Below are 13444 nucleotides of genomic sequence, written 5' to 3' on the forward strand. Positions count from 1 at the left end.
CGCCATGGCCGTCTCGCCCTACATCGCCCGGCTGCGCCGCCACGTCGGCCACGACCTGCTGATGTTGTACGGCGTCAGCGGCGTGGTGACCGACGACGCGGGGCGGGTGCTGCTGGCCCGCCGGGGCGACAACGGCCGATGGTCGGTCCCGGCGGGCACCGTGGACCCGGGCGAGCAGCCCGCCGACGCGCTGGTGCGCGAGGTCCGCGAGGAGACGGGCGTGGCGGTGACGGTCGACCGGCTGGCAGGTGTCGCCACCCATCCGGTGGTCTACCCCAACGGCGACGCCTGCGAATACCTCAACGTCTGGTTCCGTTGCCGGGCGATCGGCGGGGCGCCGACGGCGGACGGCGACGAGTCGCTGGCGGCGGCCTGGTTCGCTCCGGACGCGCTGCCGGACCTGGACGACTGGGCGCGGCTGCGGATCTCCACCGCGCTCACCGACGACGCCCCGCCCTGGTACGTCGTGCCGGGGGAGAGTCACCCGGCGCTGAACCGGCCCGACAACCTCTAGCGGAACGCCACCTCGTACGGCCGGTCCGGGGTCAGCTCCACCGCACGGTGGCCGCCCGGCGCGTGCACGACCACGCGCTGCGCCACCGGCGACACCAGCCGCGCCCCCACCCGGCCCGGCGCCCAGGTCAGCTCCTCGACGGTGACCCGGCCCCGGCAGGTGATGCCGCGCAGCGTCCCGGCGGGCAGGCCGGGCAGCGGCGCGGGCAGCAGCCGCAACGTGCCCGGGCGCGACTGCACCAGCGACTCGATCAGCACCGCCGGCAGCGCGTGCGCGGCGTCGGCGTTGTACGTGGTCCGGCCCGGGTTGTGCGCGCTCATCAGCGACCGGAAGAACATGTCCGCGCCGAGGATCCTGCGCAGGTTCGCCGCGACCAGCTCGCCGTCGCGCAGCCGGGCCGCCGCCAGCGCCCGGTGCAGGCTGCCGTGCGCCGACTGGTTCTCGTCGCCGCGCAGCGTCAGCGCCCGGTGCGCGGCGGCGGCCAGCTCCGGGGTGTCGTCCGGGTCGATCTCGTCCAGCGGCCACACCGGATACAGGTGACTGACGTGCCTGTGGTCCTCGTCGCCGGTGCTGCCGGGCCACGCCCACTCGGCGAGCGCACCGCGCCGGTCCACCAGGTAGCCGGGCGGCCGTACCCCGGCCCACCGGTCGGCGCCTGTCACCTCGGCGGCCAGCCGCAGCGCGTGCCGGGCCGCGGCGACGTCCATGGTGGCGTTGACCGCGACCGGAGAGGTCCGGCCGGTGTCGTCGTACGGGCCGGTCTCCGGCGAGTACGACGGCAGCAGCGCGGGACGTCCGTCCACGACGGTCAGCACGTCGGCGAAGAAGTCCGCCACCTCGGCCAGCCAGCCGGCCACCTCGCCCAGCGGCTCACCGGTGACCAGGTGGTGTTCGTGCAGCGGGTGCAGCAGCCAGTCCGCGCCGGCGAGCCACGCGGTGAACGGCCACTCCGGGTGGACGTGGAACAGGTGCCCGTGCTCGCCGTCGGTGCGGCTGGGCGCCAGCAGCCCGCGTGCCCCGTACACCGCGCGGGCGTTGGCGCGCCAGTGGTCCACCTGCGCGGCGACCAGCCGGGCGTGCGCCGCTGTCACTTCCGGCAACGCGCCCACGTTCGCGCCCGCGAGCTGGAGGTTCAGGTTCGCGTCGGTGGTGAAGTCGCCGGCCCACGCGGCGTCCCACGAGCCCAGCCACAGCCCGGTCAGCCGGGGCGGCAGCACGCCGCTGGCGCTGAACAGCAGGTACCGGCCGGAGTGGAACAGCCGTTCCAGCAGCGCCGGGTCCAGCCGATCCGGCGCGGCGGCCTGCCGGGCCAGCAGCTCACCGACAGGCAGCGCCCGGTCGGCGGCGGGCACGCCGAGGTCCAGGCCGACCCGGGTGTACGGGCCGCGATGGCGGGGCACGTGCCGGGCCAGCAGCGTGTCGTAGTTCCCGGCGAGCGCGGCGAGCCGCCGTTCCGAGGCCCGGGTACGCCAGGGCGGCTTCTCGGGCCGGTCGACGAGCGTGGTGAGCAGCGCCGGTCCGCGTACCCGTACCCGGTCGCCGTCGACGCTCGCGTCGCCGCGCAGCAGCGTCAGCCCTTCGAACCCGTACGCCCCGCCGCGTTCCGGGTAGCGGGCGCGTATTCGCAGGAACACCAGCCCGTCGCGGCGGTACGCGGCCTGCCCGTACACCACGTCGGCCGGTTTGCCGGGCAGCTCACCCGTCACCCCGACGACGCAGTCGCCCTGGTCGAGGTGGATCACCGCCACGGCGCCGGCGCGGGAGGCGAAGCAGCGCCGCCGCCCGCCCGACCACTCGACAGTCACCTCGCCCGTGGCGAAGTCGGTGTCGCGCCGGTAGCCGGAGACCGGTCCGGGCGGTGCGTCGACGGTGAGCGCGAACCCGGGGTGGAACGACTGGGTCCACTCCAGCTCCCGGCCGCCGGTGAGCAGCCGGGCGGCCTCGGCCCGCCGTCCGGCGAGCACCAGGGCGCGGATGTACGGCATCCGGCCGGCCAGCTCGGGCGCGCGGGCGTGCCGGGTGCCGTTGGGCAGGACGAGCCGGTGGTGGTTCACCACGATCCGCTCCGCGTGCGGCCGCCCGTGGACCATCAGGCCCAGCTCGCCGTTGCCGGTGAGGAACGCGTCGGTCCAGTCGTCGGCCGGTGCGGTGTCGTGGATGCGGTGCGCCGTCACCGGCCGGTCCCGCCGCTGGTGTCCCGCACGGTCAGGTGCGGTTCCAGCAGTGTCACCTCCGGCACCGGCTCGCCGTTCAACCGCCGCATCAGCAACGCCACCGCCTGCCGGCCGACCTCCTCTGCGGGCACCGGTACGCAGGTGAGCCCTGACTGTTCGGCCAGCTCGTCCGGGCAGATCGCGACGACCGACACGTCGCGGGGCACCCGGCGGCCCAGCAGCGGCAGCGTGGCGAGCACCGGGCCGACCGCCGACTCGTTCTGCACCACCAGCCCGGTGACGTCCGGGTGGTCGGCGAGCAGCGCCTCCAGGTCGTGGCGTACCGCCGCCGGCCCTTCCTCGCAGGGCCGGGTCACCGCGTCGACGCCGAGCCGCCCGGCGGCGGCGCGTACCCCGGCGCGGGTGCGGTGGGCGAACCCGGTGCCCCGGTCGTAGACCGCGGCGGGCGCGCCGAGCAGCGCGACCCGCCGGTGCCCGGCGGCGGCCAGGTGTTCCACGCACAGCTCCCCGGCGCGCCGGAAGTCGAGGTCGACGCAGGCCAGTCCGGTGCTGTCGGCGGGGTGCCCGATCAGGACGCCGGGTAGCGCCAGCTCGCGCAGCAGCGGTACCCGGGAGTCCTCCAGCTCCACGTCCATCAGCAGCACGCCGTCGACGAGCGCGCTGCCGGCGATGCGGTGCAGCCCGGCCGGTCCCTCGTCGGCGGTGACCAGCAGCACGTCGTGGTCGTGGCGGCGGGCGGTGGTGACCACCGCGGTGGCGAAGCGCATCACCACTGGCACCTGCATGCCGGTACGCAGCGGCAGCACCAGGGCGATCACGTTGGCCTTGCGGCTGGCGAGCGCGCGGGCCCCGGCGTGCGGGTGGTAGCCGAGCGCGCGGACGCTGGCGAGCACCCGGCTGCGGGTGGTGGCCGAGATGGTGCGTTTGCCGCTGAGCACGTACGACACGGTGCTGGCCGCCACCCCGGCGTGGCGGGCCACGTCGGCGATGGTGACCTGCTCGCCAGGGGTCCGGCCGCTCACCGGGCCGTCCCGAAGCTGGTGCCCGCCGGTTCGGCTGTCGCGTCGCCGCCGGTGACGGTGAGCGCGCCGGCGAGCCGGATGTCCCGCGCGGACCGGCCGACCAGCACCGAGTGGACGGCGTCCTCCACCACCATCGCGGCGCGGGTCTCGTCCCACCAGGCCAGTTCGGCGGTACGCAGGCGCATCGTCACCCGGGCGGCGCAGCCCGGGTCGAGCGTGACGCGGGCGAAGTCCCGCAACTGCCGCAGCGGCTGCTTGACCCGCGAGCGCCGCTGCCGGGTGTAGAGCTGCACGACCTCGGTGCCCGGGCGGCGACCCGTGTTGGTGACCTCGACGCTCACCTCCACCTCCTCGCCGGCGCGCGCCGTGGCGGTGCTCAACCGGAGGTCAGCGTAGTCGAACTCGGCGTAGCTGAGCCCGTGCCCGAACGGGTACAGCGGCTCGCCCCGGTGGTAGAGGTAGGTGGCGTCGGCGCCGATGACGTCGTAGTCGAGCAGGTCGGGCAGTTCGGCGGCGTCGGCGTACCAGGTCTGGGTGAGCCGCCCGCCCGGGTCGGCGGCGCCGAGCAGCACGTCGGCCAGCCCGTTGCCGTGTTCCTGTCCACCGTGGGCGCTCCACAGCACCGCCGGCAGGTGCTCCTGCGCCCAGCCGGCCGCGTACGGGTAGCTGCTCGTCAGCGCCAGCACGGTACGCGGGTTCGCGGCGTGCACGGCCCGCAGCAGCTCCGCCTGGCCGGTCGGCAGGGCCAGGTCGGCCCGGTCCTCGGTCTCCCGGCCGTTGACCATCGGGTGGTTGCCGAGCACCACCACCGCCACGTCGGCGGCGGCCGCCAGCGCGGCGGCCTCGGCCGCCCCGTCCACGAGCAGCGTCACTGCGAACACGGCCGGGTCGCCGGTGGCGACGCTCAGCCGCCCGTCCGGTGCGACGCCGACGTGCCGGCCGGTGGCCAGGTGGTGCAGCAGCGCGGTGCCGTGGGGTCGGTGGTGCAGGCGGAACGTCTCGCGTACCACCCAGCCGCCTGGTCCGTCGCGGTCTGCCACGAGGGCCCCGGTGTCGTCGGCGCCGACGTACCGGCCGGTGTCCACGGCGCGCAGCGCCACCACGTCGCGCCCCCAGTCGACCACGTCGAACTCGGCCGGGCTGTCGCCGAGCGCCAGCGGGCCGTCGCCGTCGTGGCGTACCGCCCGGTCGCCGACGTGCAGGGTGATCCGGTCCGCGCCGGGATGGGTGGTCACCTCGGGCAGGCGCCCGAGCAGCCCGGCGTACGCGCTGATCGTGTACGGCGGGGTGCCGCTGTACCAGTCGGTGAGCACCGTGTCGGCGAGCGGGCCGAGCACCGCGACGCGGGTGCTGGGGCGCAGCGGCAGCAGGCCGTCGTTGCGCAGCAGCACCACCGACTGGCGGGCGGCCTCGCGGGCGAGTTCCCGGTGGGCGAGGCTGTCGAGCGTGTGGGGCGGCACGTCGTCGTGGGGATCGGGGTTCAGGTCGCCCAGCCGCGACCGGACGGACAGGATCCGCCGCACCGCCCGGTCCACGTGGGAGACGTCGACGAGGCCGCGGGCCAGCGCCTCCGTGAGCCGCTCCACGGTGGGGGTGCTGTCCTCGTCGTCCTCGGTGAAGCTGTCGATGCCGGCGCGCAGCGCGGCGGCGAAGCCGGCCACGTGGTCGGGCAGGTGTCCCTGCACGCCGGCGATGTTGCCGACCGCCCCGGCGTCGCCGACCACCATGATCTCGTCGTCGGCGTAGCCGCGCAGCTCACCCTCGATGAGCGGGCTCAGGTGCGCCGGCACGCCGTCGACCAGGTTGTACGACGCCATCACCGCCACGGCTGCGCCGGCCGCCAGCGGGGCGCGGAAGGCCGGCAGCTCGTACTCGCGCAGCATCCGGGGCGGCAGGTCGCTGGAGGTGGTGGCCCGGTCGGTCTCGTTGTTGTAGCCGAGGAAGTGCTTGAGCGTCGGCGCGGTCCGCAGCCGGATCGGGTGGTCGCCGCGCAACCCGAGCGCGTACGCGGTGGCCAACTCGCCGGTCAGCCACGGGTCCTCGGACCAGCCCTCCTCGTTGCGTCCCCACCGGGGGTCGCGCAGCGGGTTGACCACCGGCGCCCACACGTTGAGGCCGACGCGGTCCGGGTCGGCCCGGTGCTTGACGCGTACCTCGTCGCCGACGGCGGCCCCCACCGCCCGGATCAGGTCCGGGTTCCAGCTCGCGGCCAAGCCGATCGCCTGCGGGAAGACGGTGGCGGTGCCGAGCCACGCGACGCCGTGCAGCGCCTCGGTGCCGGTGCGGAACGCGCGCAGGCCGAGCCGGGGCACCGGCGCCTGCCACTGGTGCAGCAGGCCGAGTTTCTCCGGCAGCGTGAGCCGGGCCAGCAGGTCGTCCAGACGATGGGGGACGGGGTCGGTCATGGTGGGCGCCTCCGGTCGGCGTACGTGCTGCCGCTCGTCCGTCGAAGCGCTTCGACGGACGAGCCGGTGATGCGGCGTCGCGTACGCGAAAAGGGGTGGTGGGGGTGCGGCAGTGTCGGCCCGGAGCGGTGGTGAAGCGCTTCGACAACCGCCGAAAAACACGCCGCTTCGGGTTGCCCGGTCCCGGAACGCGGCGCTACCGAGGTTGGCACCTTCCGGCCGGTGCGGTCAAGGGGTCATCCGGCGGGCAGGCGCCCGGCCTCCACAGTGGCCAGCGCGGCGGTGGCGCCGCCCAGCGCCCCGGCCGCGGACCCGAGCGTGCTGGCCTCCAGCCGCACGCCGGGCGGAACCGGTGTGCGGGCCGCGAGTTCGGCGTGGGCGGCGGGCAGCAGCCACGGCGCGAGCGCCGCCAGGTGCCCGCCGACCACCACCACCTCCGGGTCGAGCAGCCCGGACAGCACCGACGTCGCCTGCCCGAGCAGCCGGCCGATCTCGGTGAGCCCCGTCCGTACCGGCTCGTCCCCGGCGCGGGCGAGTACCTGGATCCGTTCCACCTCCGGCAGATGGTCGGTGACCGGGCCGGCGCCTGGTAGCAGGCGGCGGATCACCGCGTCCACGCCGAGCAGCGCGGTGAGGCAGCCGCGCCGCCCGCAGTCGCAGGCCGGTCCGTCCGCGGCCAGGGGCAGGTGCCCGACGTCGCCGGCGAAGCCCCGGCCGCCGCGCAGCAGCCGGCCGCCGCTGATCAGGCCCGCGCCGATCGCCGGCCCGCCGGTGAGGTGCACCAGGTCGGTCGTGGCGGCGTACGGGCCGTGCCGCCGCTCGGCCAGCACGGCGAGGTTGGCCTCGGTGTCGACGGCGACGGGGAAATCCCTGTCGCGTAGCGCGCGACGAACCGACGCGGCCAGCGGCACGCCGCGCCAGCCCAGCGCGGGTGCGGCCGGCACGTCGCCGTCGGGGTCCACCAGCCCGGCTACGGCCACGGTGAGGCCGAGCACGGTGCGGTCGGCGCCGATCCGGTTGACGGCGCGCCGGGTCAGCGCGGCGAGCGCCTTCACCGTCTCCTCGGGACCGGCGGTGGCGGCGGGGAACGCGCGCCGCCAGGTCAGCACCGGGTCGCCGCCGAGTCCCGCGGCGACCGCGACCAGTTCGTCCGCGCCGACGCGCAGGCCGAGCCCGACGTAGCGGGAGCCGTCGAGGACGAGCATGGTGGCCGGGCGGCCCACCCGGTTCTCGGTCAGCCCGGTCTCCCGCAGCAGGCCGTGTTCGATCAGCTCGGCGACCAGGCTGGAGACGGTGGCCTTGTTCAGCCCGGTGTGGGCGGCGACGTCGGCCCGGGAGCAGGGGGCGTGACGGCGGACGTGCCGGAGCACCGCGGCCCGGTTGGTCACCCGCACGTCGCCGAGGTCGGCCGTCGGCCGGTCGATGCTGATCACGTACTGCCCGCCTCCTGCGCCCGGCCTGAGTTCGGCTACAGCTTAAACTAAAGGGGTGAGATTCCGGCCGGCCGGTCTCCGCCGCCGAACCACGGCACGAACGGCGTCACCGGGACCGGCTCGCCGTCGAGCACCGCCCGGCGCGGCGGGTCCGTCCCGACGACGCTGACCCCCCGGACGTCCAGCGGCCCGTCCACGCGCACGCGCAGCGTGTCGCCGTCGCGTACCGCCGTGACAGTGGTGTCGCCTTCGGGGTCGTGCAGCACGCTCACGCCGTCGACGCCGCCCCAGGCCACGAGCGTGACGTCCCGGAACGGGCCGGTCCCGACCGTCGCCGCGGGTGCCACGGTGGGGATCAGCGCGCCGTGGCGCACGTACAGCGGCAGCCGGTCCAGCGGCACGCTCACCCGCAGGTGCCGGCCGCCGGGATACCGCTGCCCGGTGTACGCGTCCAGCCAGTCGTCGCCCGTCGGCAGGTAGACGGCGCGTTCGCCGGACGGGTCGAGCACCGGCGCCACCAGCAGGTCCGGGCCGAGGCGGTACTGGAGGTCGGCGGTCCAGGCGGCCGGGTCGTCCGGGCTGTCGACGAGCAGCGCCCGCAGCATCGGGCCGCCGGTGCGGGCGCTCGCCACCGCCGCCGACCAGAGGTACGGCAGCAGCCGGTAGCGCAGCCGCAGCGCGTCCACCGCGTGCCGTTCCGCCTCGGGCGGGAACTCCCACGGCAGCCGGCTGGTGGTGCCGTGCAGCCGCACCAGCGGCGAGAGGGCGCCGAACTGGGTCCAGCGCACGTACAGGTCCGGCTCGGGTGTGCCGTGGAAGCCGCCGGTGTCGTGGCTCCAGAACGGCACCCCGGACAGCCCGTGGGACAGGCCGCCGCGCAGCGTGCTGGCCATGCCGGGCCAGGTGGCGTTGACGTCGCCGCTCCACTGCGCGCTGTGCCGCTGCCCGCCCAGGTACGACGAACGGGCCCACACGGTGCGGTGCCCGGCCACCTCCTCGGTGACGTCGGCTACCGCGTCGTTGAACAGCAGCGCGTACACGTTGTGCAGTTCGACGCCGGTCATGCCGTTGTGTGCCACCGCGTCGGCGGGCACGCCCTCGGCGAAGTCGGTCTTGAACGCCGCGACGCCCTGCGCCAGCAGCGGTCGCAGCAGGCCCTGGAACCAGCGCACCGCGGCCGGGTTGGTGAGGTCCACGACGGCGCATTCCGGGTAGCTGCCGTGCCAGGTGTCGGCGACGTACGTGCCGCCGTCCGGGCGGCGCAGGAAGTACCCGGCGGCCCCGGCCTCGGCGTAGAGCGGGCTGCCGGTCATCAGGTACGGGTTCATCCAGAGGCACACCCGGAAGCCCTGCTCGGTGAGGTCCTTGAGCATGCCGTCCGGGTCGGGGAAGGCGTCGGCGTCCCAGCGCAGATCCGACCAGTGGCCGGCGACCTGCCAGTAGCAGTCGAGGTGCAGCACGTCGCAGGGGATGTCCCGCTCCCGGATGCGCCGGGCCCGTTCCAGCACGCGCTGCTGGCTGTCCGGGAAGAAGCCGGAGGAGATCCACGAGCCGAACGCCCACCTCGGCGGCAGGTACGGCCGTCCGGTCAGCGTGTCGAGCCGGTCGAGCACCTGCGCCGGGGTGGGCCCGGCCAGCACGTAGTAGTCGAGCAGGTCGTCCGGGACGAGGATCTGCACGCTGCTGTGGGTGCTGGCGCACACGTCGAACTGCACCGGCAGCCCGCTGTCGACGAGCACGCCGTAGCCGCGGTCGGAGAGGTAGAACGGCACGTTCTTGTGCGAGCGGTCGGACTCGCCGCCGAAGGCGTCGAAGTTCCACATCAGCGGGCGCTGCCCGCGCTTGTCCAGCGGCGTGAACTTCTCGCCGAAGCCGACGAACCGTTCGTCGCCGGGTGCGACGAAGCTCTCGTGCCAGGCGACCGGCTCGCCGTCGAACGTGGAGCGACCGAGCGGCAGCGTGCGGCGGCGGCCGCTGATGTCCCGGGTGCCGCCGTCGGAGGCCAGCAGCAGCCGCCCGTCGGGGGTGAGGAACCGCAGGCCCCACGGGTCCAGGCGCAGCTCGGCGACCACGCCACCGGCGCCGACCCGGACGCGCCCGTCGGTGACTGTCACGGTGGCCGGGTGCGGCTGCGGGTGGACCAGCGTCAGCGCCCGCGCGGCGCGTCCGCGTACCGAGAGGTCGTCGGCGAGGCGTACCCGGATGATCCCGTCGCCGGCGGCCTCGACCCGCGCGACCAGCGTGCGGCCGGACGCGCAGGTCGCGGTGAGCGTGACGCCGTGCGCGTCGGTCGCGGCCACCTCGGCCCGCAGCACGTCGTCGGCGCCCTCCTCGCCGGGGGCGCGGACCGGCAGGTCGGGCGGGTCGGCCACGAACGTCTCGTACGGGACCAGCGGCGGGCGGTACGGCATGGGCGTCTCCTCGCGGCGTCCACGGGCGGTCCCGCCAGTTTCTTTGGAAGCCCAACTAACTGTCAATGATCGACGGCATTGACTTTCCGTCTCACCTGTTCCTATTTTGGCCGGGATGACAACTAAAGCGCCGTGGGGCGACGGCCGGCTCTGCTACGGCGGGGACTGGAACCCGGAGCAGTGGCCGGCCGAGGTGTGGCGCGAGGACGTCGCGCTGATGCGCGTCGCCGGGGTCGACCTGGTCACCGTCGGCGTGTTCGCCTGGTCCCGGCTGGAACCCGAACCCGGCCGGTACACGTTCGACTGGCTCGACCGCGTGCTGGACCTGCTGCACTCGGCCGGCATCCGCGCCGCACTGGCCACGCCCACCGCCTCGCCGCCGCCCTGGTTCTCGCTGCGCCACCCGGACGCGCTGCCGGTCACCGCCGACGGCGTACGCCTGCACCACGGCAGCCGCGACACCTACTGCGCCGCCGCGCCCGCGTACCGGGACGCCGCCCGCGACATCGCCGGGGTGCTGGCCGCCCGGTACGCGGACCACCCGGCGCTGGCGCTCTGGCGCGTGCACAACGAGTACGGCACCACCTGCCACTGCCCGCACACCGAGGCGGCGTTCCGCCGCTGGCTCATCACCCGCTACGGCGACCTCGACGCGCTCAACGACGCCTGGGTCACCAGCTTCTGGAGCCAGCACTACTCCGACTGGGCGCAGATCGGCACGCCCCGCGCCACCCAGTACCTGGCCAACCCCGGCCAGCTGCTCGACTTCCGCCGCTTCTGGTCCGACACGCTGCTGTCCGCGTACACCGAGCAGCGGGACCTGCTGCGCGCGGCGAACCCGGCGGTGCCGGTCACCACCAACTACGTCCTCGGCGACTGGGTGCCGGTCGACCACGCCCGCTGGGCACGCGAGGTCGACCTGGTCGCGATCGACCACTACCCGTCCACGACCGGCGTGGGCGCGGAGGAACAGACCGCGTTCGCCGCCGACCTCGCCCGCGGCTGGGCCCGCCACGGCGCCGGGCACCCGGTGCCGTGGCTGCTGATGGAGAGCGCGCCAAACCAGATCCACACCGCCGGGCGCATGCACACCAAGGAACCCGGCCGGATGACCCGGCACAGCCTCGCCCACGTCGCGCGCGGCTCCGCCGGGGTGATGTTCTTCCAGTGGCGCGCCCCGGCCGGCGGCGCGGAACGCTTCCACTCGGCAGTGGTGTCGCACGCCGGGGCGGACACCCGCGTGTTCCGCGAGGCCACCGACCTGGGCGCCGCGCTGGGCCGGCTCGCCGGGACCGCGCCGGGCCGCGTCCAGGCAGCGGTGGCCATCGCGTACGACGCGGCGAGCGGCTGGGCGCTGCGGCACCCGGGGATGCCCCGCGACGGGCTCGACCACCCCGGCGAGGTGGCCGCCGCGCACCGGGCGCTGTGGCACGCGGGGATCACCGCCGACGTGGTGCCGCCCGGCGCCCCACTCGACGGCGCCCGGCTGCTCGTGCTCCCCGCTCTCTACCTGGCCTCGGACGCCACAGTCGACTGGGTACGCCGGCACGTCCACGGCGGCGGGCACCTGCTGGTGACCTGGCTCAGCGGCGTGGCCGACGAGCACGCCCGGGTGCGCCTCGGCGGCTACCCGGGCGCGTACCGGGACCTGCTCGGCGTACGGGTGGAGGAGTTTCACCCCCTCGCCGACGACGAACACGTGCCGCTGACCGGTGGCGGGACCGGCCGGATCTGGTCGGAGACGGTCCACACCGACGGCGCCGAGACGGTGAGCGCGTACGCCGGGGGAGTGCTGGACGGGCGGCCCGCCGTCGCCCGGCACCGGGTCGGCGACGCGTACGCCTGGTACGTCTCGACCCGTCCCGACGACGACACCTACCGGCGGCTGCTCACCGAGGCGGCCCGGCTCGCCGGTGTGACCCCGACCTGTCCCGGCGCGCCTGCGGGCGTGGAGGCGGTACGCCGGCACGACAGCGACGGGACCCTGCTCTACCTGCTCAACCACACCGACCAGCCGCAACGGGTGCCGGTCACCGGGCTCGACCTGCTCACCGGCGCGACGGTCGACGGTTCCCTGACACTTGAGCCGAGGGCTGTGGCGGTGCTACGCGAGGCTGCGCGCTGATGCGCGTACCCCGGTCAGGGGGCGGCGACGGCGGCGCGGGAGCGGTCGGCGGCGATCCGCACCGCGAGCGCCGCCAGCACCGTGCCCATCACGTACCGCTGCAGGCGCGCCCAGCCCGGCCGGCGGGTGAGGAACGCCGACACCGAGCCGGCGCTGAGCACGATGAGCGCGTTCACGGTGAGCGCCACGACGATCTGGGTCAGGCCGAGCAGCAGACTCTGCACCGCCACGTGCCCGCGCGCCGGGTCGACGAACTGCGGCAGCAGCGACACGTACAGGATGGCGATCTTCGGGTTGAGCAGGTTGGTGACCAGGCCCATGGTGAACAGGCGCCGGGGCCGGTCCGGCGGCAGCGGCGTCGGGGTGAACGCCGACGTGCCACCGGGGCGCAGCGTCCGCCAGGCCAGCCACAGCAGGTACGCCGCACCGGCCAGCTTCACCGCCGTGTACAGCGGCGGGACCAGCACGAACACGGTGGCGATGCCGGCCACCGCGGCGGCCAGGTAGACCAGGAAGCCGACCGCCACGCCGAGCAGCGACACCAGCCCGGCCCGACGCCCCTGTGTCACCGACCGCGACACCAGGTAGACCATGTTCGGACCGGGCGTGAGCACCAGACCGAGCGCCACCAGACCGATTCCCATGACCGCACCGACAGTGACCACGTCGCCTCCCCGTTGCCGACCGTAAACCGGACCCTACGCCCACCCGTCCCCCCGCGCCGTCCCCTCCCGCCGTCACTCCGGCGATCATGAAGTTGGCTGCCGTTGGCGTCCGATTCGTCACCGCCAACCTCATGATCGCCGGAGCAGGGGGGCGGTGGTGCCGGTGTTGCGGCGGTGATACTTGCGACATGTCGATCGTGCTGTCCGCGCCGGCCACCCCGACCGCGCCCGCGCTGCTGCTGCGTCCGTGGCGCGACGGTGACGCCGACGCGTTGATCGAGGCGTACCGGGATCCGGTGCTGCGCGCCTGGACCAGCCATCCGGTGACCGGCCCGGCGCAGGCGCAGGTGTTCCTGCGCCGCAGCCACCAGGGCTGGGCCGCCGGGCACCGGTTCATGTTCGCGGTGCTGGAGGGGGAGCAGGTGGTGGCCTGCGTGGTGCTCAAGGACGTCCGCCCGGGACGCCCGTCCGCCGAGGTCGGCTACTGGACGGCCGCTCCGGCGCGCGGTCGGGGCGTCGCGCCACGGGCGGTGGAGGCGGTCACCGCGTGGGCGTTCGCCCGGTTCGCCGCCGTCGGCCTGACCCACCTGGAACTGCTGCACCAGGTCGACAACCCGGCCTCCTGCCGGGTGGCGGAGAAGAGCGGGTACGCCTTCGCCGAGGTGCTGCCGGCCCGCCCGCCGTCCCGGGGGAAC

General features: G+C 75.1%; 9 protein-coding genes. 3 read left to right on the top strand and 6 right to left on the bottom strand.

Translation table 11 applies throughout. The annotated features are described in order from the left end of the window. Window positions 1–4: 4 nt before the first annotated feature. Window positions 5–514: an NUDIX domain-containing protein gene (locus F8279_RS17135; protein ID WP_151500468.1), complete on the top strand. Its 510-nt coding sequence runs from the start codon at window positions 5–7 to the stop codon at window positions 512–514. Here the strand turns inward: F8279_RS17135 and F8279_RS17140 are convergent. The 5 genes from F8279_RS17140 to F8279_RS17160 form a co-directional block, all read right to left on the bottom strand. Beyond that, window positions 511–2688, bottom strand: a complete 2178-nt coding sequence (locus F8279_RS17140; protein ID WP_151500469.1) for a glycoside hydrolase N-terminal domain-containing protein — start codon at window positions 2686–2688, stop codon at window positions 511–513. The two genes, F8279_RS17135 and F8279_RS17140, sit on opposite strands and share 4 nt — an antisense overlap. Then, window positions 2685–3710, bottom strand: coding sequence for a LacI family DNA-binding transcriptional regulator (locus F8279_RS17145; protein ID WP_091426950.1), 1026 nt, complete (start codon window positions 3708–3710; stop codon window positions 2685–2687). Before F8279_RS17145 ends, F8279_RS17140 begins: the two co-directional genes overlap by 4 nt. Then, window positions 3707–6115, bottom strand: coding sequence for a beta-glucosidase (locus tag F8279_RS17150; protein ID WP_091426949.1), 2409 nt, complete (start codon window positions 6113–6115; stop codon window positions 3707–3709). The genes F8279_RS17145 and F8279_RS17150 overlap by 4 nt, the downstream gene beginning before the upstream one ends. Window positions 6116–6351: 236 nt before the next feature. Continuing rightward, the gene (locus F8279_RS17155) at window positions 6352–7548 is read right to left on the bottom strand and encodes an ROK family transcriptional regulator (RefSeq protein WP_151500470.1); all 1197 of its coding nucleotides are present in this window, start codon (window positions 7546–7548) and stop codon (window positions 6352–6354) included. Window positions 7549–7595: 47 nt separating this feature from the next. Beyond that, window positions 7596–9959, bottom strand: coding sequence for a TIM-barrel domain-containing protein (locus F8279_RS17160; RefSeq protein ID WP_151500471.1), 2364 nt, complete (start codon window positions 9957–9959; stop codon window positions 7596–7598). Between the two features lie 115 nt (window positions 9960–10074). Here F8279_RS17160 and F8279_RS17165 point away from each other — a divergent pair, with 115 nt between their 5' ends. After that, the gene (locus F8279_RS17165) at window positions 10075–12084 is read left to right on the top strand and encodes a beta-galactosidase (RefSeq protein WP_151500472.1); all 2010 of its coding nucleotides are present in this window, start codon (window positions 10075–10077) and stop codon (window positions 12082–12084) included. A 14-nt stretch (window positions 12085–12098) separates the two neighbouring features. Here the strand turns inward: F8279_RS17165 and F8279_RS17170 are convergent, their stop codons facing one another. Beyond that, window positions 12099–12749 carry a LysE family translocator gene (locus tag F8279_RS17170; RefSeq protein WP_151500473.1) on the bottom strand — a complete coding sequence of 217 codons (651 nt, stop codon included), beginning with the start codon at window positions 12747–12749 and terminating at the stop codon, window positions 12099–12101. A gap of 188 nt (window positions 12750–12937) precedes the next feature. Here F8279_RS17170 and F8279_RS17175 point away from each other — a divergent pair. After that, window positions 12938–13444: GNAT family N-acetyltransferase (locus tag F8279_RS17175; RefSeq protein WP_151500474.1), on the top strand; the 507-nt coding region annotated here is incomplete at its 3' end.

This window comes from Micromonospora sp. AMSO1212t (assembly GCF_008868145.1).
GTDB classification, from domain to species: domain Bacteria; phylum Actinomycetota; class Actinomycetes; order Mycobacteriales; family Micromonosporaceae; genus Micromonospora; species Micromonospora tulbaghiae.